Source organism: Pseudoalteromonas sp. QJM3NY_12 (genome assembly GCF_056173165.1).
Genome location: NZ_CM149661.1, coordinates 2,115,804 through 2,135,555, shown reverse-complemented (window position 1 = coordinate 2,135,555; position 19,752 = coordinate 2,115,804). Strand labels below are relative to the sequence as shown.

General features: G+C 43.8%; 31 protein-coding genes. 30 read left to right on the top strand and 1 reads right to left on the bottom strand.

Features of this window, described 5'->3' with window-relative positions; genetic code table 11:
• From AC0VZ5_RS09880 to AC0VZ5_RS09775, 22 genes are all read left to right on the top strand, one after another.
• Nucleotides 1-603 carry a DUF3164 family protein gene (locus tag AC0VZ5_RS09880; RefSeq protein ID WP_138764270.1) on the top strand — a complete coding sequence of 201 codons (603 nt, stop codon included), beginning with the start codon at nt 1-3 and terminating at the stop codon, nt 601-603.
• Nucleotides 604-614: 11 nt separating this feature from the next.
• Nucleotides 615-800, top strand: a complete 186-nt coding sequence (locus AC0VZ5_RS09875) for a hypothetical protein (RefSeq protein ID WP_475472643.1) — start codon at nt 615-617, stop codon at nt 798-800.
• Between the two features lie 96 nt (nt 801-896).
• Nucleotides 897-1,076: a hypothetical protein gene (locus AC0VZ5_RS09870; protein ID WP_475472642.1), complete on the top strand. Its 180-nt coding sequence runs from the start codon at nt 897-899 to the stop codon at nt 1,074-1,076.
• Nucleotides 1,069-1,536: a gp16 family protein gene (locus tag AC0VZ5_RS09865; protein ID WP_475472640.1), complete on the top strand. Its 468-nt coding sequence runs from the start codon at nt 1,069-1,071 to the stop codon at nt 1,534-1,536. The genes AC0VZ5_RS09870 and AC0VZ5_RS09865 overlap by 8 nt, the downstream gene beginning before the upstream one ends.
• Nucleotides 1,529-1,954 (top strand): Mor transcription activator family protein, encoded by a 426-nt coding sequence (locus AC0VZ5_RS09860; RefSeq protein ID WP_475472639.1) that lies wholly within the window; start codon nt 1,529-1,531, stop codon nt 1,952-1,954. Before AC0VZ5_RS09865 ends, AC0VZ5_RS09860 begins: the two co-directional genes overlap by 8 nt.
• Nucleotides 1,955-2,308 (top strand): hypothetical protein, encoded by a 354-nt coding sequence (locus tag AC0VZ5_RS09855; RefSeq protein ID WP_475472637.1) that lies wholly within the window; start codon nt 1,955-1,957, stop codon nt 2,306-2,308.
• 221 nt (nt 2,309-2,529) lie between these two features.
• Nucleotides 2,530-2,715, top strand: coding sequence for a hypothetical protein (locus AC0VZ5_RS09850; protein ID WP_475472636.1), 186 nt, complete (start codon nt 2,530-2,532; stop codon nt 2,713-2,715).
• Nucleotides 2,716-2,895: 180 nt separating this feature from the next.
• Entirely contained in the window at nt 2,896-3,483 is a 588-nt protein-coding gene (locus tag AC0VZ5_RS09845) for a phosphoribosyltransferase (protein ID WP_475472635.1), read from the top strand.
• Nucleotides 3,484-3,486: 3 nt separating this feature from the next.
• Nucleotides 3,487-4,410 carry a DNA-processing protein DprA gene (gene dprA, locus AC0VZ5_RS09840; protein ID WP_475472634.1) on the top strand — a complete coding sequence of 308 codons (924 nt, stop codon included), beginning with the start codon at nt 3,487-3,489 and terminating at the stop codon, nt 4,408-4,410.
• Nucleotides 4,411-4,524: 114 nt separating this feature from the next.
• A complete protein-coding gene (locus AC0VZ5_RS09835) occupies nt 4,525-5,112 on the top strand; it encodes a glycoside hydrolase family 108 protein (RefSeq protein ID WP_475472632.1) in 588 nt (195 codons plus the stop codon).
• A complete protein-coding gene (locus tag AC0VZ5_RS09830) occupies nt 5,112-5,375 on the top strand; it encodes a hypothetical protein (RefSeq protein WP_475472630.1) in 264 nt (87 codons plus the stop codon). Before AC0VZ5_RS09835 ends, AC0VZ5_RS09830 begins: the two co-directional genes overlap by 1 nt.
• Complete coding sequence (locus AC0VZ5_RS09825) at nt 5,365-5,811, top strand: 3TM-type holin (RefSeq protein ID WP_475472628.1); 447 nt, start codon at nt 5,365-5,367, stop codon at nt 5,809-5,811. Before AC0VZ5_RS09830 ends, AC0VZ5_RS09825 begins: the two co-directional genes overlap by 11 nt.
• Nucleotides 5,808-6,029 (top strand): TraR/DksA C4-type zinc finger protein, encoded by a 222-nt coding sequence (locus tag AC0VZ5_RS09820; RefSeq protein ID WP_138764257.1) that lies wholly within the window; start codon nt 5,808-5,810, stop codon nt 6,027-6,029. The genes AC0VZ5_RS09825 and AC0VZ5_RS09820 overlap by 4 nt, the downstream gene beginning before the upstream one ends.
• Before the next feature lies 1 nt (nt 6,030).
• Nucleotides 6,031-6,357, top strand: coding sequence for a DUF2730 family protein (locus AC0VZ5_RS09815; protein ID WP_198523392.1), 327 nt, complete (start codon nt 6,031-6,033; stop codon nt 6,355-6,357).
• A gap of 36 nt (nt 6,358-6,393) precedes the next feature.
• On the top strand, nt 6,394-6,693 hold the full coding sequence (locus AC0VZ5_RS09810; RefSeq protein WP_024606090.1) for a VpaChn25_0724 family phage protein: 300 nt from the start codon (nt 6,394-6,396) through the stop codon (nt 6,691-6,693).
• Nucleotides 6,694-6,695: 2 nt separating this feature from the next.
• Nucleotides 6,696-7,292: a DUF3486 family protein gene (locus AC0VZ5_RS09805; protein ID WP_008172289.1), complete on the top strand. Its 597-nt coding sequence runs from the start codon at nt 6,696-6,698 to the stop codon at nt 7,290-7,292.
• On the top strand, nt 7,285-8,889 hold the full coding sequence (locus AC0VZ5_RS09800) for a terminase large subunit domain-containing protein (RefSeq protein ID WP_475472625.1): 1,605 nt from the start codon (nt 7,285-7,287) through the stop codon (nt 8,887-8,889). The genes AC0VZ5_RS09805 and AC0VZ5_RS09800 overlap by 8 nt, the downstream gene beginning before the upstream one ends.
• On the top strand, nt 8,889-9,044 hold the full coding sequence (locus AC0VZ5_RS09795) for a hypothetical protein (RefSeq protein WP_475222980.1): 156 nt from the start codon (nt 8,889-8,891) through the stop codon (nt 9,042-9,044). The genes AC0VZ5_RS09800 and AC0VZ5_RS09795 overlap by 1 nt, the downstream gene beginning before the upstream one ends.
• Nucleotides 9,041-10,606: a DUF935 domain-containing protein gene (locus AC0VZ5_RS09790; RefSeq protein ID WP_475472623.1), complete on the top strand. Its 1,566-nt coding sequence runs from the start codon at nt 9,041-9,043 to the stop codon at nt 10,604-10,606. Before AC0VZ5_RS09795 ends, AC0VZ5_RS09790 begins: the two co-directional genes overlap by 4 nt.
• On the top strand, nt 10,607-12,088 hold the full coding sequence (locus tag AC0VZ5_RS09785; protein WP_475472622.1) for a phage minor head protein: 1,482 nt from the start codon (nt 10,607-10,609) through the stop codon (nt 12,086-12,088). It abuts the gene before it with no gap.
• Complete coding sequence (locus AC0VZ5_RS09780; protein WP_475472620.1) at nt 12,085-12,279, top strand: hypothetical protein; 195 nt, start codon at nt 12,085-12,087, stop codon at nt 12,277-12,279. Before AC0VZ5_RS09785 ends, AC0VZ5_RS09780 begins: the two co-directional genes overlap by 4 nt.
• On the top strand, nt 12,279-12,734 hold the full coding sequence (locus tag AC0VZ5_RS09775) for a phage virion morphogenesis protein (protein WP_475472619.1): 456 nt from the start codon (nt 12,279-12,281) through the stop codon (nt 12,732-12,734). Before AC0VZ5_RS09780 ends, AC0VZ5_RS09775 begins: the two co-directional genes overlap by 1 nt.
• On the opposite strand, the gene AC0VZ5_RS09770 is transcribed toward AC0VZ5_RS09775, so the two are convergent.
• Nucleotides 12,723-13,388 (bottom strand): hypothetical protein, encoded by a 666-nt coding sequence (locus AC0VZ5_RS09770; RefSeq protein ID WP_475472617.1) that lies wholly within the window; start codon nt 13,386-13,388, stop codon nt 12,723-12,725. The two genes, AC0VZ5_RS09775 and AC0VZ5_RS09770, sit on opposite strands and share 12 nt — an antisense overlap.
• A 139-nt stretch (nt 13,389-13,527) precedes the next feature.
• Here AC0VZ5_RS09770 and AC0VZ5_RS09765 point away from each other — a divergent pair, with 139 nt between their 5' ends.
• From AC0VZ5_RS09765 to AC0VZ5_RS09730, 8 genes are all read left to right on the top strand, one after another.
• Nucleotides 13,528-14,571, top strand: coding sequence for a hypothetical protein (locus AC0VZ5_RS09765; RefSeq protein WP_475472615.1), 1,044 nt, complete (start codon nt 13,528-13,530; stop codon nt 14,569-14,571).
• Nucleotides 14,572-14,712: 141 nt separating this feature from the next.
• A complete protein-coding gene (locus tag AC0VZ5_RS09760) occupies nt 14,713-15,414 on the top strand; it encodes a hypothetical protein (RefSeq protein ID WP_475472614.1) in 702 nt (233 codons plus the stop codon).
• Between the two features lie 86 nt (nt 15,415-15,500).
• A complete protein-coding gene (locus AC0VZ5_RS09755) occupies nt 15,501-16,679 on the top strand; it encodes a phage protease (protein ID WP_475472612.1) in 1,179 nt (392 codons plus the stop codon).
• On the top strand, nt 16,679-17,587 hold the full coding sequence (locus AC0VZ5_RS09750; protein WP_475472610.1) for a Mu-like prophage major head subunit gpT family protein: 909 nt from the start codon (nt 16,679-16,681) through the stop codon (nt 17,585-17,587). Before AC0VZ5_RS09755 ends, AC0VZ5_RS09750 begins: the two co-directional genes overlap by 1 nt.
• Before the next feature lie 68 nt (nt 17,588-17,655).
• Nucleotides 17,656-18,138 (top strand): HI1506-related protein, encoded by a 483-nt coding sequence (locus tag AC0VZ5_RS09745; RefSeq protein WP_475472609.1) that lies wholly within the window; start codon nt 17,656-17,658, stop codon nt 18,136-18,138.
• A complete protein-coding gene (locus AC0VZ5_RS09740; RefSeq protein ID WP_138607715.1) occupies nt 18,139-18,567 on the top strand; it encodes a gp436 family protein in 429 nt (142 codons plus the stop codon). It abuts the gene before it with no gap.
• Complete coding sequence (locus AC0VZ5_RS09735; RefSeq protein WP_475472606.1) at nt 18,567-18,986, top strand: phage tail terminator protein; 420 nt, start codon at nt 18,567-18,569, stop codon at nt 18,984-18,986. The genes AC0VZ5_RS09740 and AC0VZ5_RS09735 overlap by 1 nt, the downstream gene beginning before the upstream one ends.
• Nucleotide 18,987: 1 nt before the next feature.
• On the top strand, nt 18,988-19,740 hold the full coding sequence (locus tag AC0VZ5_RS09730; RefSeq protein WP_427565219.1) for a phage tail tube protein: 753 nt from the start codon (nt 18,988-18,990) through the stop codon (nt 19,738-19,740).
• Nucleotides 19,741-19,752: the final 12 nt, after the last annotated feature.

The window sequence follows — 19,752 nt, the reverse complement described above, 5'->3', positions numbered from 1 at the left end:
ATGTCACAAGAGTTTTTAAAAAATCACAAAGGCCACCAGGTGCCACTTAAAGCGATTCGCCCAGCCGACATAATTCGCCATGAGTTTGTGCAATCGGCCATAGCTAAAGCCAAAGAGCAAAGCAAAGCATTAGCCGCTTTTAAAAAAGAGCAAATGAGCGAGTTTGACGCATTCATAGGCTTATTAGCACAAGAGTACGCAGTAGAGCTAGGCGGCACAAAAGGCAACGTCACCTTACGCAGTTTTGATCACAAGCAAAAAGTAACCCTGCAAGTGCAAGAAAGCATCGAGCTGGGGCCAGAGCTAATAATAGCAAAAGACCTAATAGACGAATGCCTAAACGAATGGAGCGAGGGCGCAAACGAAAACCTAAAACTCATTATTGAGCAAACCTTTGCCACCGACAAAAAAGGCAAAGTTTCAGTGCAAAAAGTACTCGGCCTACGCCGCCTAAACATAACCGACGAAACCGGAAAATGGCAGCGCGCAATGGACATTATAGCCGACTCAATACTGGTAATGGACTCAACGCGCTTTATACGTTTTTACGAAACCATAGGCGAGCAAGAACATGCCATATCACTAGACATAGCCAAGCTGTAAGGGGCGCAATCATGGAAGTTAAATCAACAATTCAAGTAAACGAACACAGCGACCTACAAACAGTTTTAAACCTAGTGGCGCAAAGCAAAGAGCCAGTGAACATCAACTTTGTGTTTCAAAACATCAGCTTTGTAGTGCAAAGCCAGCTGGTAGGCATTAACCCGCCTAAGCAAAAAAGCGTAAGCCACACCAGCTAAACCATTAAAAAGCGCGCACGGACGCGGCTTTTTATCAAAGTGTTTTACCCAAAGCAAAAGCACTTTGATAAACAGCAAACAACAAAAGGAGGTCACATGGCCTATATCGTAAAACCAGAATTAGAGCTAAGACAGCTTGTTGCCCTAGTTAAGTTTTTAGAGTGCTCACACAAGCTATCAGTAGACATCAGCGTATTTACAGACCAAGAAGCCCAGCTAATAGGCCAAGGCTACTTAGCCCTACGCGCGCAGCTAGAAGAGTTTAAAAATGACTAAAGCAAAGTTAATACAGCTCATTCACATAGCAAAAGGGCAGTTAGGGCTAGACGACGACACCTACCGCGCTGCATTACTTGGCTCAGCGGGTAAAACGTCATGCAGCCAAATGAGCCTGCCCGAGCTAAACAAAGTGTTAGAACACTTTAAAAAAGCAGGGTTTAAAGCCAAGGCTAAACGCCGTTTAAGCCCTAAATCATCACCAAAACAACTTGGCGAAATAAACAAAATACGCGCAATTTGGATCACCATGCACAAACAAAGCTTTGTGCGTGATGGCTCAGAAACCGCCCTAGACGCCTACGTAAACCGCATGTTAAACCGCGCCAAAGTGGGGGCAAACGTAAGTTACCACACCCAGTTTTTAACTCAACAACAAGCGCTTAAAGTACTGGAGTCACTTAAGCAGTGGCAAAAGCGTGAATCGAACAAAGAGCAACCCAGAGGTAATAATGACTAATCAGAAAGAACTCCAATCAGATCTGTTTGGCGAAAGCGTAGAGCAGCTGCAAGACTGCCTGAGCAAGTTATCTACCGAGGATGCAGCCGAAGTACGTAAACGCTGGCCTAGCAACCTACAATCGCTTGCACTACTTATTGAGTCTCAGTTAACTAAAGCCAGTGTAAACAATCCGCAAGGAGTAGGCGAGGCCATAACCCTAGCAATAGGTCATTACTTTGGTGGGCGCGACGTATACATACCTACAGACCAACGTCTAAAAGCCGCGCTGCGCGACATACAAATATGGCAAGAATATAAAGGCAACAACATCGAGCAGCTTGCCAATAAATTTAAACTAACAGAGCGGCGTATAGCTGAAATAATCCAGCACCAGCGCATTGTAGAAACCGAGCGCCGCCAAAGGAGACTATTTTAAATGACTAACCCAGCCAAAAAAGCCCCAATGAGCGAAGCGGTTAACATAGCCGCCGAGGCCATAGAGTGTGTAGATACGCTAATAGTCGATATGTTAGAGGGTAAGCACCCAAACAATTACGTACTACTGGGCACACTGCAAATGCAAAGCACGGATATACAAATACAGCTGCACGTAATGCAAGACGAAAACAAATTTATAGACGAAGTAGGAGCACCGCTCATAGCTAAAACGACCGCAGCGCTTGAAAAAACAAAAGCACAAGACCTAGAATTTATGCTTATTCACCAGCCCAACCTGCTGCTAAAAGGCATTACTGAGCTACAGCAAAAGTTAAGGGATTTAACAGGTTAAATTAATGTTTTGTTGCTACCCGTACTTTTTCTGCAAGGATTTATACAAAAGGTAACTTGATGGATAGAGCTTACAAAAAAGTTGATTATTTTTGCACTACTATCATTAAAAAGTTAAAAGTACACAGCAGGGGTAAAAGCTAATCAGCTAAAGTTTATAAAATACTGTTTAAGTTCGTTTTTAATGTAGTAACCCTTGCTGTTGTATTTTAGGAATTAGTAATGGATAACAAATTAAAAGAGCATGCATTAAATGAGCTACACAATATTCAAGTCACCTTATCTTTATTTGCAGAGCTTGCAAGTCTCCCCAACAGCAATGATGTACCAATAGGTTTGAGCGATATCGCCACGGTACTTGCTGATAATGCCTATCGAATGAAACTAAATCTTAGTAATCTTGATTAAGCAAAAAAAGCCGCTTTACGCGGTTTTTTATTTTTGAGTATTTACGCAGTCGTAGTTTTTAAAAGTTGGTAGTTTTAATTTCCAATTTCCAGTAGTGATTTTATTTTACGAATTCATTTTTTTTTAATGGGTTATGTTGTATTGTATTTGGAATATTCTTTTATATGGAAATTTGGAATTATGACTAACATAGATTTTTCTAAGCTAACAAGTCAGTATGCAATTAATTACGATGAGTTGAGTTTTGATACTATAATGAATTTATACGTTTATCATCCTTGGGATGGTGGTAAAAACCCAAACATTGATAAAATTACAAATACGCTATTAAATTTGAAATCAGATAAAGATCCTGCTGTAAATTTTTTTTCTAAAGTAGCGAAAACACAATTATTAGATTTAGTCAAAACTCAAAAGAATAAGTCTTATTGTATTGTGCCCTCTCATTCTAAAGGCGATATTTCGAATGGATTATCACGCGTGATTGCAAATATAAAGAATGACTTTGGTTTTAGCAATAGTACAAACCCATTAAAGCGAATCAGAACAGTGGCTAAATCCTCAACTGGTGGTGATCGAAGTGTACAACACCATTTGGATTCAATTGAAGTCGTGGATGAAAGTGTTGTAAAAGATAAAGTTGTTTTTCTTTTTGACGATATATCTAGCACGGGGAATAGCATGGAAGCATGCAAAAAACTATTATTAGAAAAAGGTGCCACGAAGGTTGTAATGATTTCATTTGGTCAAACTGCTAGTAATTCTTAAATTATGAAAATCCAAGACTTTAGCAAATTGCTGGCATTAGCCTTAATTTACAGGTTAAAAGTTCCTCAAAACAAAGTTAACACTATCCTCAGAGAAATTTCAGGGTCATTTAATGAATCTACCTCGCTGCTTGATGCTAATAATATATTAAAAAATCATTCATTTGGAAAGCTAGCTTTAACTCAAAACGATTTATCTATTGCACAAAAGATTTTTGATGATAATGCAGTGAATGGTATTGAGATACTATCTATCGTTGAAGATAAGTATCCAAAATATTTAAGACTAATTAAAGAACCACCGCCTCTATTATTTGTAAAGGGTAACCACAAAATATTTGATGAATTGCCTGGAATTGCAGTCGTTGGGGCTCGAGACGCAACAAAAAATGGTTCTGAGATATCTCGCAGACTCGGTAAATTTCTGGTTAAGAATGATTGGGTTGTAGTAAGTGGGTTGGCGCTAGGTATTGATAGTGCAGCTCATACTGGTGCACTTCAAGGTGGAGGCAAGACAATAGCTGTTCTAGCTGGTGGCTTAGAAAAAGCTTCGCCAGCAAAAAACTCTCGCTTAGGACAGGAAATATTAGAACAAGGTGGAGCATGGGTATCAGAGCACTCAATTGGAGTACCACCTATGAAGCATCACTTTGTGCCGAGAAATCGAATTCAAATTGGACTTTCTGCCGGTTCGATAATAGTTGAAGCTAAAATTAAAAGTGGTTCATTATCGCAGGCTCGCTTTTGTGTTACACAAAATCGTCCATTGTTTTCTGTTGTTCCTGAATTTGATTCAAACCCACTTAATCTAAACTGTGAAGGCACTATCCATATGGTAAAAGAATTAGGCGCCATACCTATTAAATCTAAAGTTGATTACAGTAACTTACTTAATCTGATCGAAAAAGAAAAAATATTTATTTCATAAATTACCTCAATAGTGAGGTATGTAAATTATAGCTTTCATATTTCCCGAAACTCCGCATGGCCATTGATTAGCTAAACAGCACCAAAATACCGAAAAACAACAAGGTTTTTCGGTATGCTCCCAACTCTAAACTTCTTTAAACAATCGCCAGAAATACAAGCAGCGCTTGCCCCGTACTCGCTTAAATTTGCCCAGTGCATATTACCTATCTTGTATTTGGAGGGAGGCTTGCGCAGCGATGGCGGGTTAAATAACGTAGCCTCTGACCGTGGCGGCCTTACCAAGTACGGTATAAGCCAGCGCGCTTACCCAACTGTAGATATTAAAAACCTAACGCTTGCTAAAGCAGTAAGCCTTTATCATCGTGACTATTGGCGTGCCATGCACTGCGAGCAAAGCCCCGCAGGGGTTTACTTTATGCTGCTAGATGGCGCAGTACAGCACGGCGTACCCGCCATGACCCAATTAACCCAGCGATTAGTCAACTCAAAGCCCGATGGTCGCATGGGGCCAAAAACCCAAGCAGCTATCCTACAGAGTCCAGCCCTTAGCCTAACCGTATTGCTCAGCGTAAACCGTGGCCGTAAGTACGCCCGCATTTGTGCAAATGATCCAAGCCAAAAAGCAAACCTAGAGGGCTGGTATAACCGCTTAGCCCATGTAACCGAATTTGCAGTAAATCAGCTAAGCGGGGTGGCCTAATGGGTAAAAATTGGGATTGGTCATATCTAAAAGGCCGTGAGAAACGCATGGAATTGGAAGTTGATGCGCGCATGCACAATATGCCATTCGACCCCCGCAAAATACCAATGCACAGCCATTGCGGCACCATGCAAAGTCACTTTAATAAAGGCTGGCAATCGGTTAGAGCCATCGACATACATCTGCGGGTAGACGGCCAGCAAAGCTACAAAAACGCCCGTGAGGCCCTCAAAAATCGTTCTGGAGAATCCAATGGCAATTAAAAACTGGTTTAACGTGGTCGAGCCAATCACTAATTTAATTGATGATCTCTTTACCAGCGACGAAGAACGCCAAGCAGTTACCAACGAACTTAAGCGGATTGAAAACGCAGCTCAAAGCCAAGTGCTAGAGCTTGAGGGAAAAATTGTAGAGCTACAAGGCAAAGTGCTAGAGGCGCAATCGCAAATTATTACCGCCGAGGCCAAAGGTGAAAGCTGGCTTCAACGTAACTGGCGGCCTATCACCATGCTTACGTTCTTAGTGTTGGTGTGCTTTGACTCATTCGGCTGGCTGGCTTTTCGCTTATCAGCGCAAGCATGGGAACTATTACAGCTAGGTATAGGTGGCTATGTTATTGGCCGCACCGTTGAAAAAGCCGCGCCAAGCGTTAAGCAAGGCATTAAAAACGTCATTGAAAAAGTAAGGAAACCGCAGTGAGTAAATTAGACGACGCGCAAAAAATAGAACAACACCTACTCGATGCCGCGCTATCAATTCAGCGCGAAAAAGCAAACACGTCCGGTGCAGCGTTTATGCACTGCCAAGAGTGTGGCATAGACATACCAAAACAACGCCGTGACGCGGTTAAAAACTGTAGTACCTGTGTAGATTGCCAATCGCTCATTGAAATACAACAACAGCACTATAGGCGCTAGCATGGATTTTATATTGGAATGGTGGAAAGCATTTTTAACCGTAGGTATTGCCATTATTGGGGCAAGCGCACTGGCATGGTTGCGCAGCACCTTTGTAACTAAAACAACTCATGAGGTTGTATCTAAAGCGTTAGAAAGCCGTTTAAGTGCCGTAGAAAAAACAATAGAAGACCTGCCCAACGCCGACGACATACACGACCTAGACAAACGCCTATTAGAAGTAAGCGTAAAAATAGACGGCCTTAACCCACAGCTCACCGACATAAAACGCTTAACCGACTTACTAATGGAAAACGAACTCAGAGGCACGCGCAGCAACGACAGCTGAGCAGGCTAACCTAACTTTAATTCAGGAAAAACCACCATGGCAATGTTACAAGTTCAAGCCGAGCACCAACGAATTAGCATACTTATAACGCTAAAAGAATCCGCCGATTTTGGCGCTAACACCAGCATGCTAGCCGATGTATTGCAGCGCTATGCACTGGGTTGCAGTCGCGATCAGCTTAAAACCTTACTCAATTGGTTAGAGCAAAACGGCTATATAACACTCGATAAACTCACAGAAAACACATGGGTAGCCCGTATTACGCAATCAGGTATCGACGTAGCTGAGGGCATAAGCGTAGTACCTGGCATTAAACGCCCTGGGCCACGAGGTTAACTATGAGCGAGTCAATCCGCAGAGGCCAACCCAGCAAAGTTGATTTACTGCCCGAAGACATTAAAAAGCAGCTCGACTCAATGCTACGCGACAAACGCTTTAGCCAGGGCGAAATACTCGACGCCGTAAACAGCCTTATTATTGAGTCAGGCTTAGACGAGGGCGCAACCATTAGCCGCAGTGGCCTAAGCCGCCACGCACAAAAAACCGAAGCCATAGGCCAAAAGCTACGCGACCTGCGCGAGTCAACTAAAGCACTTACCGCAGAGCTTGGCGAAAAGCCCACAGGCGATACCACCAAGCTAATTTTAGAAATGGGCCGTTCTCAGCTGTTTCGCGCTATGCAGCAACAAATGATGAACCCCGACGAAGACGCAGCAGTAGACATCGACACCATAAAAGACGCCATGCTAGCAGCTCAGCGACTAGAGCAAACGGCTATGGCCGCACACAAACGCCAGCAAGAAATCGAAAAAGCCTATGCGCAAAAGCTCGCCAAAGACCTAGACCAAAAGGTTAAAAACGAAAACTTACCGCAAACCGCAGACGACATGCTGGCATTTTTCAAACGCGACATATTAGGGCTAAAGCATGACTAGCACCGCGCAAAGCGTTACCCAAACCAACGAGCTACCGCTTAGCAAAGTGTCAGGTTCGTTAGCGGTTGCCATGGGCACCGACATACTTTTTGGCTATCAAAAAGCGTGGATGGAAGACAAAGCAATAGTAAAAATTGCCGAAAAGTCACGCCGTACTGGGTTAACCTTTGCCGAAGCACTAGACGACGTACTAAGCGCAGCAGCAACCGCCAACGGCCAGAACACCTATTACCTTGGCTCAGACAAAGAAATGGCTAAGGAGTTTATAGACGCCTGTGCATTTTGGGCGCAAAAGCTCAACATGGTAATGGGCGAAGTGGAAGAGGGCATATTTGAAGAAAAAGATCCAGACGGCACAAAGCGATCAATCAACACCTTTGAAATTAAATTCCCAAGTACCGGTAAAAAAATAGTCGCGCTCAGCTCAAACCCACGTAACTTGCGTGGCCGTCAAGGCAACGTAGTAATAGACGAAGCCGCATTCCATGACCGCCTAGACGAAGTGCTAAAAGCTGCTATGGCGCTTACCATGTGGGGCGGGCGAGTACGTATTATTTCAACCCATAACGGCGTAGATAACCTATTTAACACCCTAATTACCCAGGCAAGGCGCGGCACTAAAAAGTATTCCGTGCATCATATCCCTATTGATAAAGCGCTTAAACACGGCCTATATAAACGCATTTGTTTGGTAAGTGGGCAAACGTGGACGCAAGCCAAAGAAGACGAATGGCTAGCTAATCAAGTTGATTTTTACCCCACTGCCGATGCCGCAAACGAGGAGCTATACTGCGTACCAAGCCAAGGCGCAGGCCAATACCTGAGCCGCCGCCTGCGCGAACGTGCCCTAAGCGACGACTGCAAAGTAATACGCTACGAAGCCCCCACCGACTTTGAAAGCTGGACAGAAGACCAGCGAGTAAAAGACGTAGCCACATGGCTTGAACAAAACATAGATGATTTACTCAGTGGGTTAAATCCTGATCTAACCCATGCCTTTGGTGAAGATTTTGCCCGCAAAGGCGATTTAACCGTATTCAGTATTGGTGAAATAAACCAAGACACCAGCCTAACCGTGCCCTTTATGGTCGAGCTGCGCAACGTAACCTACGAGCAGCAAAAGCAAATCATGCTCTATATTTGTGACCGCATACCAAAACTACGCGGCCTAGCGTTTGACGCCACAGGTAACGGTGGTTACTTAGCCGAAGCCGCAAGTCTTAAATACGGCACCGAGCTAGTAGATAGCGTGCATTTATCACAAGCCTGGTATCGCGAGTGGATGCCAAAACTAAAAGACTATTTTGAAACCAATAATATAACGCTACCAAAAGACCAAGACGTACTCGACGATCTAGGTCAAATTAAACTTAAAAACGGTATTGCTCAGGTAGATAAAGGCAAAAACACCGGCACCGATGGCAACAAACGCCACGGCGATAGCGCTGTATCAATAGCCATGCTAATCCGTGCAGCCGAAATGGACGGCAGCGCCATAGAATACACACCACTGCCAAGCAAAGCCCAGCAAGCTGCTAACAGTCTACGCCCCGACCACAGCGACGATATGGCAAGTGATCGTAAGGCAGCCTGGTAATGCCACGTTTTAGAATCGTTTACCAAGAGCTATTTACAGCCAAAGCAGAGCAGCTTGATATAACCGCCGCCAATTTAGCCAAGGCCCACCAACACACTAAAACGCTAGACGTATACGTGCTAAGCGTTAAGCCCATCATAAGAGTAACCGCATGAACCAAATAGTAGACATTCACGGCAACCCGCTAAATTCAACCGACTTTAAGCAAGCCCAAACCCAGCAAGATAGCCGCATTGGCATGCTAATGCGCCAATATGCTGAGCACCCAAGCGAAGCGCTTACTCCTGCTAAGTTGTCGCAACTATTAAAAGATGCCGATGCAGGTAACTTATCAGCCATGGCCGACTTAGCAAAAGACATGGAAGACAAAGACGGCCACCTGTTTAGTGAGCTTTCCAAGCGCCGCAGAGGCTGGCTTAAGTACGACTGGTCAGTAGAACCACCGCGCAACGCCACCCCACAAGAAGAAAAAGACGCCGCAGCAATTCAAGAAATACTAGAAGATGCCACCTGGTTAGACGACCTACTATTTGATTGCAGCGACGCCATACTAAAATCGTTTTCATGTAACGAACTTAACTGGGCGTTTGATAACGGCGAGCATATTATTACCGGTTACGAATTTCGCGACCAAAACCTATTTCAAACCCACCCAGATAACCGCAATCAGCTTATGCTGCGTGACAACAGCTACACAGGCCAAGCGCTAAACCCATTTGGTTGGTGTGCCCACGTTCACCGCAGTAAGTCAGGTTATATACACCGCACCGGTTTAACCTCAACCGTGGCATGGCCGTACTTATTTAAAAACTATTCAATACGCGACTTAGCCGAATTTTTAGAAATTTACGGCCTACCGCTACGCCTGGGTAAATACCCTAATGGCGCTAGCGAAGACGAAAAAGCCACCCTGTTACGTGCAGTGCTTAGTATCGGCCATAACGCAGGCGGTATAATCCCCAAGGGTATGGAAATCGACTTTCAAAATGCAGCCAACGGCCAAGCCGACCCATTTGAAGCCATGATCAAGTGGTGTGAAACCACCCAAAGCAAAGCCGTGCTAGGGGCAACACTCACCAGCCAAGCCGATGGTAAAACCAGCACAAATGCACTTGGCAGCATTCATATGGACGTGCTAGACGACATAACCGAGAGTGATTTAAAACAAGTAGCCAACACCATAACGCGCGATATTATTTACCCAATGCACGCGCTTAACTCTAAAAGCTACTCAGGCGCGCGCCGTATCCCGCGCTTTAAATTCGACACCAGCGAAGCCGACGACATAGCCGTACTCGCACCCGCGCTTAAAATACTCACCGAGGCCAACTACCCAGTACCGGTTAGTTGGGTAAGTGAAAAAACCCAAATACCACTCCCAGAAAAGGGCGAGGCAATTTTAAGCCTTGCCCCAATAACTGCACCAACAGAGCCAAGCGCCGCACTTAAGGGGTTTGCTGCACTTAAAAATACACCGCAAAAAGATAACGCCGACCTAGTAGCCGAGCAGCTGGCCGCACAAGCACAAACTCACTTAAACAGCATGAGCGATGCCGTAACCGAGCTGGTTAAAAACGCCAGCAGCTTAGAAGAAATCCGCGACGGCATACTAGAACTAGAGCCACAAATAAGCACAGAGGGCTTTAGCGAGCTAATGGCAAAGGCCATGGCAGCCAGCGAATTACTAGGCGCACTAGAAGTGGATGAGGGGCGTTAAATGGCTGTTAGATACGGCTCACTGCCGTTTGATGATGCCATACGCTTTTTTAGGCAAAAGCTAAACACTCCCAGCACCAGCTGGGATGATGTATGGCAAAATGCCCATAACCGCGCATTTATGGTAGCAGGTGTAACCAAAGCCGACATGCTTAACGACTTTTACACCTCAGTAGACAAAGCAATAAGCGAGGGTAAAAGCCTAGGCTGGTTTCAAAACGAATTTAATAACATCAAATCGCGTTACGGTTGGGATCATAACGGGGAACCTGCATGGCGCAGCCAGTTAATATACGAAACCAATATACGCCAAGCCTACAACGCAGGGCGCGAGGGGCAAATACAAGCACTTAAAGCCAGCCGCCCTTATGCACTATACAAACACGGCGATAGTGAAACCCCGCGCATAATACATTTAAAATGGAATAACCTGGTGTTACCCGTGGATGACCCGTGGTGGTTGACCCACAGCCCTAGTAATGGCTGGGGCTGCAAATGTAAAAAATACAGCCTAAGCGAGCGCGAGCTTAAAAGCCGAGGCCTAAGTGTAGGCACTGCGCCAGACGAGGGTAACTACACCTGGACAAACAAAAAAACAGGCGAAGAGTTTGAGCTACCCCGTGGTATTGATCCGGGCTTTGACTACACCCCCAAAAATACCGCCCAGCTAACAAGCCAGGCTAAAAAGCAAGTGGCCGACAAAGCATCGCTTACAAAGCGCGTAGCAGACTACCAAGCAAGCCGCATTGTGCCATCGGCTTACAGCACAGCTAAAAACGTCACAGCACTAAAGCTCGACCCATTGCTAGCCCAGCTCGATAGCGAAGTACTTAACGGGTTAAACAGCTTTTTAACCGCCAAGCAAACTAAAACCCTGTTTGTAAAAAGTAACGAAATGAGCGCAGGCTCTAAAGCAAACGCAGCCATACGCAGTGACGTTGGGCAGTACTTAGGCGTAGACGACTTTTATGCCCGTATGCAATACGCCACCCGAAGCCCTAAACGGGTAGGCGGGTTTACCTCAGTGGGTTTTGAGCACGTTGTGGTAAAAGTAAAAGCCAGCCAAAACTTAGCCAAGGTAGACATGCAAGCCGTGCAATACACCGCAGCGCTTACCGTAAGGCTCGCCGCTAACAACGCAGGTAAGTACAGCTTTAAGCACAACGGGCAAACCTTAAAACGCGATCACACAATATCAGATACACTTAACGTACTAGATAAAAACGAAGCCCACGCAGTGGTAGCCACATGGCTACACGAACTAGGGCACCAAGTGCATTACTATGCAGGCGCACCGGCCTTTTTAAAAAACGCTTTACCCGTAACCTATTACGGAGCCGCCAACAAATACGAAGAATTTGCCGAAGCATTTACCGCCTGGGCGCTGGCTCGCAAAGAGCTTAAAAAATGGCAACCAGACCTAGTAAGCTGGATAGACCAACTAGTAAAAGATGCCGCTAAATCAAAGGAAAAAAGACGATGACATTACTACAACAAGCGCAGCAGCTGCTAAAGCAAACCCCATACAGCATACAAACTTGCCGTGAGTTTGCGCACCTTGAAAAACACGCTAAAGGCCAAGAAGCCGACCAAATAGCCGACCTACTCCCCGCACTAATCGCAGGGCTAGACCAGCAAACACACATGCAAGCCTTTGAAGAGGGGCTAGTGTAATGGCAGGCGCTAAAATACAAATAAGCACCCAAGGCGCACAAGCCGTAAGCGATGTGCTCACCCAGCTTATTAAAAATGCCAATAACCTAGCGCCCGCACTGGGTAACGTGGGCGAGCACTTAATGCTCACCCATCGCGATCACTTTGACGAGCAGCGCAGCCCCGACGGCACCCCATGGCAAGCACTTAGCCCCGACTACGCCAAAAGTAAAAAAAAGAACAAAGACAAAATACTCAGGCTAAACGACATACTGCGCGATACGCTCGCTTATAACATCGGGGACGAATCACTAGAATTTGGTACAAACATGGAATACGGCGCTATTCACCAATTTGGTGGTACAAGCGATATGCCACCCCGTTTAGCGGCCATACCCGCACGGCCATTTTTAGGATTATCGGATAATGACGAAAAAGAAGTGATTGAGATATTCAGTGAATTTTTAAATTTTTAGTTGGTTCTTTTGCTCTTTTACCCAGATTAATAGGCTTTGATAGTCCCCATCTTCACTTAAGGGCTTCGCACTTTTTTCTTCTGCATCATCAATAACCACAGCACTTATTTTTTCTGACAATCTTTCAAGAGCGCCTCTAGTAGTGTGTGATTCAGATACTGTCTTTAGAAGCTTTGAAATTGAGTGATATTTTTCGTACGAATTTAAAAATTCATTAAATGTGTTCCAAGTCATATTCTCTGCTTTACGGGCTGTATTTTCCAAAAGTATAACTATATTTTTATTTAACTGGCTATTTTCAAGGGCAAGCTTATCTTCATGAATATTAAGTCTGCTGTGATGATATACGTAATTTTTAAAGATGTTTGGTAAACTTTCTAAAGAAACGTACATATCTACTATAAGATTCAATTTTAAGTCGTTAAGCTTACTATCTTTCCATTCTTTTACCTGTTTCAGTGCAAATCTATAAGTTAATAGGCTAACTAAAGCTGCTAAAAAACCACCAATAGCTCCAATCCAAGCCAAAATATCATTATCTAAGACTAAACAATAAATAACAGCGAAAAAAAGTAGTAAGAGAAATGTGTATATGAATATTTCAAAATTATCTTTACATGACAAATATACTGCATTTTCTTCAATCCTATCCATTTACTATTATCCTTATAAAAGTTAATTTTGATTATTAATTAAATCATTAACTATATAGCTTTTGGATTTAATTGTTTATCTTTTGAGTAATTTATCATAACGTAAATAAATTATAACAAAAGTCTATAAAGGAAATGACATGACAGATAACAATGAGGAAACGACTTTAAATAGGGCAGAACATGCTTTATCAAGAATACAAAATTTTGATGTTACTGAGTTACCTCAAGTAGGGGAGTTAGGTGCGGCTTTAAACTTTAATGGTGCAGTAGCTCCTGCAAAGAGATTAATCAGTTTATATAAGAGGTTATCGATTACTGCATTGGAGGACTTTCCTGAAACTTCATTGAATCAAATCATAGCCCAATGTGATGCTGACTATCAAAAATTAAATCAAATACTCAAATTTGAGATATCTGATCATCAAACACCAGGTAACATTAGAGATAGCTATATAAGTGCAATTGAAGTGGCATATGATCCCGCATTTATAAAGTTAAGCCCTTTTATTTCATATTCTTTACATCGCTCAGCTGATTTTCAAAGGCTTGATACAGACGCTCGATCCACACTTCAAAAAATAACCGATGAGTCGTCAAGCATAAAAACTATGCTTGAGAAACAAAAAGAAGAGGCTGAGCAAATACTAAAGGACATTCGGGCTACAGCTGCTGAGCAGGGGGTAACTCAACAAGCTATATACTTTCAAACAGAGACAAATGAGCATAATCTAGAAGCTGATAAATGGGAAGTAAGAACACTTAAAGTTGCAATTACGCTAGGCATTCTAGCTATAGCATCATTTTTCTTACATAAGTGGTCTTGGCTATCACCAAGTGATACATATGAAACAATTCAACTAGTGACTAGTAAGCTTCTGATATTTGGTGTTCTTACTTACTTATTGATTCTTTGTGCAAAAAACTACTTAAATCATAAACATAATTCGATAGTTAATAAGCACAGACAAAATGCTTTGATGACTTATAAAGCAATGGTTGATGCAACAGACGATCCTGGTAGTCGTGAAGCTATTTTAATTCAGGCAGCTGGTTGTATCTTCAATTCTCAATCAACTGGGTATACTTCGGTAAACGAATCCCCAAGTGTATCAGGCCGCTCGATGGTTGAAATATTGAGTAAGCCTGTAGTTCAGGCAGCTTCAGGAGCTACTAAATCCTAGTACCTACCCCGAAGTATTAAAATGTGTTTAAAGTTGCTATAAATCGATTTTAAACACCTTTTAAACAGGTGTTTACAATTAATTGTTTCCGAATGTGGGAATGTTTATTAAAATAAACGTAAATTGAAAAAGGAAGTGACTTTGACAAAAAAGTTAAGACAAATTTTAATGATTATTTTTTTAGGGAGCTTGGGTTCAGGTCTTTGGGAGTTATTTTTAAAAGATTTACTCTTTAATTTTGGAAACATTTTCGTAGTTATCTTATCAAACCTATTTACCGGTTACATAGACAGTTTATATGCAAACGTGGGCGCCAGAGGTAATGGAATTATTGTTTTACCTGCTTCTTTGGCTTTAGTCTTGATGTGTTTCACACCAGCTATACTTTTTATCGTGGCGAAAACGCAAATAGACAAATTAATCGATTTATATAAAGAATTATCTACTGACAGCAGAGATGAAAATGAAAAGCTTCCCACGGAAAAAGTTGATAAGACTCATAGGTTGATTAGGAATAAATATGCGGCTATAAAAAACTGGAGGAGAATAAAGTTATTTTTACTAATAAGTTTAGTTTTAACAAGCTTAGTGTATATAAATGCTTCAATCACTATTTTTTCAGAATACAAGGCCCATAGTGTTGTCGAAAGGAGGTTGGAAATCCTTAGGCCTTATATCGGAGAAGAAAACTTTTACCAGTTAAGAAGTGACTTTAGGTTAATAAATAACGTGGGTAAACTTCAGCGAATAATAGATAAAACGGAAATTATTGCTGTTAATAATAATCTAAAAATGCCAGAGTTTAGTTTATATGGAGTTACAATACCTATTCTCAATGATTAACTAAATAAATTCCCGAAACACCGCACGGCCAACCAATTCAATTCTAAATCCATACTGAGCACAGATTATTCAAACTGTGCTCAGCCATGAAAAAACCATTTACTAAACAAAGCTTACTAGAAACTACAATAGGACTCGCTGTTTTATCAGCTAGCAAGCCTGCCGACCTAGGCTTTGCTGCGTGCCGCTTTGCAAGCGAAATTAACGAGCAAGGTATCAGCGAGCGCGTAATGGTAATGCCAGACGGCTATTTTAAATCACACGATGGCCGCCCGTTCGACGTACCTGCTAATGCCTGGTTACTAGACCAAGCCGCATTTGAGCTACTTAAAAGCACAGCCAGCACCCGCACCAACGACTACCACTTTGACTACGAGCACCAAACACTACACGCCGAAGAAAACGGCAAGCCAGCCCCAGCAAGTGGCTGGTTTAACCCAAGCGACTTAGAGTATGTGCCAGGCGAGGGGCTTTATGCCCTTAATGTACTCTGGACACCCAGCGCACGCGCACACCTAAAAAACGACGAATACCGCTTTATTAGCCCTGTATTTCATTACGACAAACAAACAGGCCGCCCAACCAAATTACGCCATTTTGCCCTTACCAACGACCCAGCGGTAGACGGTATGGACAAAGTTGCTGTTTTAAAGACTTCTCAAACCCATGTTAACAATGGAGATACACCCATGAATGCAGCTCAAAAATTGCTGAGCTTGCTAGGTATAACTGTGGATGGTGACAAAATCACCGATGCAGACTACACCCAAGCAACAACAGCGCTCACTGCTTTAAAGGCTAAGGCCGACGAAGCCGACTCGCTCACTACTCAGCTAAGTAACGCAAACGATGCCGTTGCCGCACTAAAAGCTAATAGCCCAGATTCTGAGGTTAATTTAGCGAAGTACGTGCCGGTTGAAACCTACAACGCATTGCACACTGAAATGGTTGCCCTTAAAAGCACCACTGAAACCCAAACGGTTGAGCAGGAAATTAGCAAGGCTAAACAAGATGGCCGCATTATTGCCAGCGAGGTTGAATACTTAACAAGCTTAGGTAATCAGCAAGGCGTTGTTGCATTAAAAGCGGTGTTAGATGCCCGTTCACCTATTGCAAGCTTAACGGCTCAGCAAACCACTCACGCACCTAAGCCAGAGCAGGACAAAGACGGCTTAGCAGCACTCACAGCAGAAGACAAGTATGCAGCAGACCAGCTAGGTCTTAGCCATGCTGCTTATGCCAAAGCTAAACAGGAGCAAAACTAATGGCTTTAGTGACCCCAGCAATTTTAAACGCTTTATTTACCGCGTTTAAATCTGAGTTTGAACAAGGTAAATCAGAAGCAGCACCGCAATTTAATAAAATTGCCAGTGTAATTAAATCTACATCGGCCAGTAATACCTATGGCTGGTTGGGTAAGTTCCCAAGCCTGGCTAAATGGATTGGCGATCGTAATATTCAAAGTATGAAATCGCAGGCGTACACCATTACCAACGACGATTACGAGTCAACGGTAGGCGTAGACCGCAACGACATTGAAGACGACAACCTAGGCGTGTACTCACCTATTTTTAAAGAAATGGGTAACGCGGCGGCCATTCACCCAGACGAAATGATTTTCCCATTGCTGGCAGCTGGTTTTACAACCTTGTGCTACGACGGGCAAAACTATTTTGATGTTGATCATCCGGTTTATCCAAAAGCCGACGGCACAGGTGTAGCGGTGTCTACTGCCAATATGGCCGAAGATGTAGCCTACGAGGGCGAAGCCTGGTACGTACTCGATACCTCAAAAGCCCTTAAGCCGCTTATTTTCCAAGAGCGTAAAAAGCCTAACTTACTTGCTATGACAAAAATGGACGACGAAGCCGTATTCACTCGCAAAGAATACCGTTACGGCGTTGATTGCCGTGATGCAGCAGGCTTTGGTTTTTGGCAGTTGGCCTTTGCTAACAAACGTGCATTAACGCCAGATAACCTATGGGACAGCATCGAAAAAATGCGCAGCTTTAAAGCCGACGGTGGCCGTAAGTTGGGTATTAAGCCAACCATGTTAGTTGTTCCTGCCAACATGGAAAAGCAAGCCACCCGCATGTTAGAGCGTGAAATGGAATCAAACAGCTCAAACGAACTTAAAGGCCGCGTAGAGCTATTAGTAGCTGACTACCTTTAACCACCCATAAAACCCTATTAAGCACGGGGCTTTAAAGCCCCATGCTTTAAACCAGGAGTAATAATGAAATGGCTAAAAACCTTAAGCTTACTGCCCTTGCGGCTATCATTGTCCATTGCACGCAGCCTACGGGCTACCGTCGTGGCGGCATTAGTCTCACCAGCGGAAAGCAAACATTACCCGCAGAGCAGCTTACTCAAGAGCAGCTTGAAGCAATTGAAAATGATCCACGCTTATCGGTGCAAGCTGTACCGCTCGATGCGAGTACTGCGCAGAACCCACAGCTGGACGCAAATAACGTGGGTGCAGATTTAGATGCCCCTAAACTCTACGCTCAAGTTGATTACACCCAAGCCCCAATTGAGCTACAACCCGTTATTGCATTAATGATTGATGCACAAATGGAGCTTAAGCCGGTTGTTGAGCAGGTGGCTTATGAAGCACCAGGCGAAACCGAGGGCGAGGTAGTTAAAATTAAAGTATCTGCCGCACAGCGTGATGAAGCATGGCAATGGCTACAAGAAGCAGCCAAAGCAGGCGAGGGCGAGTAAATGGCCTACGCAACAATAGCCGCAATGCAAAAGCGCTTTGGTGAGCGCGAGCTTATTTATTTAAGTGAACGCGACGACGCCCCCGCTGATGTAATTAATACCGCAGTTATTGAGCAGGCCATTACCGATGCAAGCGACATGATTAACGGCTATTTAGCTGGGCGTTATGAATTGCCGCTTGTAACGGTGCCTAACCTACTTGAGCAATTTTGTTGTGATATTGCCCGTTATAAATTAGGCACAAACGACACCCCAGAGCACATAGAAACGCGCTACAAGGAAGCAGTAAAGTTTTTAACCTCAGTGGCTAAAGGAGAACTAAGCATTGGGGTTAACGCACTAGGCGAAGACGCAAAAGTGCAAGACACCGCCACCATACAAAGCGCAGGTACTGTGTTTTCACGTGAAAAGTCAAAGGGGTTTATTTAATGTTTGAAATTACTACCGACTATTTTGCCGCTCAAAACCCACTTAAACAGGCACTTGAACAAGTACCAGGCATTAAGCGTGTTTACCTAAGCGACGAGCTTGCCGACGTAAAAGAAGACCGCCAAACAACCCCCAGCATTCACCTTATGTACTACGGCGATAACTTACCAGAGAGTAAAAACGCCGGCCATTTAATGCAGCTAACCCAAACATGGATTGTTGTGTTGGTAGTACGTAAGCAAGACACAGGCGCAGGTGAGCACCTAACTAACATTATTCGCGCTATGGCGGGCAAAGTGCTTAACGGCACGGGGCCATGGCTTAGAGTAAATACCCCAGCTAAACCCCAATTCACCAAAGGCCATGCGTATTACCCGCTGGCTTTTACTTGTCAAATGAGACTGAAAGGAGCGCTTTAATATGAGCGACGGTATTTTACTAGCGGGCAACATTTTTGTAGACCGCTTAAATGAGCAAGGCATAAGCACCGGCCAAATCTTTGGCCCAATCAACACCACTAAGCTAGGCATTAAGGCCGAAGCTGATTCGGTTGTACGACCATCAAATAAAAAAGCCACTAAGGGGCAAACACTTGATGACGTAAAAATAAGCAAGCCAACCGTTATTACATGGGAGTTTGACGACCAGCCAGCCGAAATGATCGCGCTTGCGCTTATGGGCGATGTGGCTGCAATTAACGACGCAGCCGGTACATTAACCGACGAAGCCGTAACCATGCCTACTAACCAATCGTGGGTTTCAGTACCAGGGCAAAACTTTACAAACGATGTAGTAGTAAAGCAAGCCACCGAAACGAAAGTAGCGGGTGTTGATTACGAGTTTAACTTTGCGCTAGGCATGATTCGCGCCATTAAAGGCGGTGCATTAGAGGCTGGTGGCAGTATTACTGTAAGCGGTTCTTACAACGCCCGCACTGGTAAACGCATTAACGGTGCAACAGTAAGCCAAACGCGCTTACGTATTTTTGGCGAGGGCACAAACCTAGCCAATGGTAAGCAAGTTAACTTTGAAATTTACGACACTTCAATGATGCCAACCTCTGAGCTTGACTTAGCAAGCAGTGAGTTTGTAACCGCTGCGCTTGAGGGCACAGCTAAGCTGGTAGCAAACAAAAATGAGCCGTACTACATTGACGAGCTAGACGCTTCATAAGCCCTATTAAGC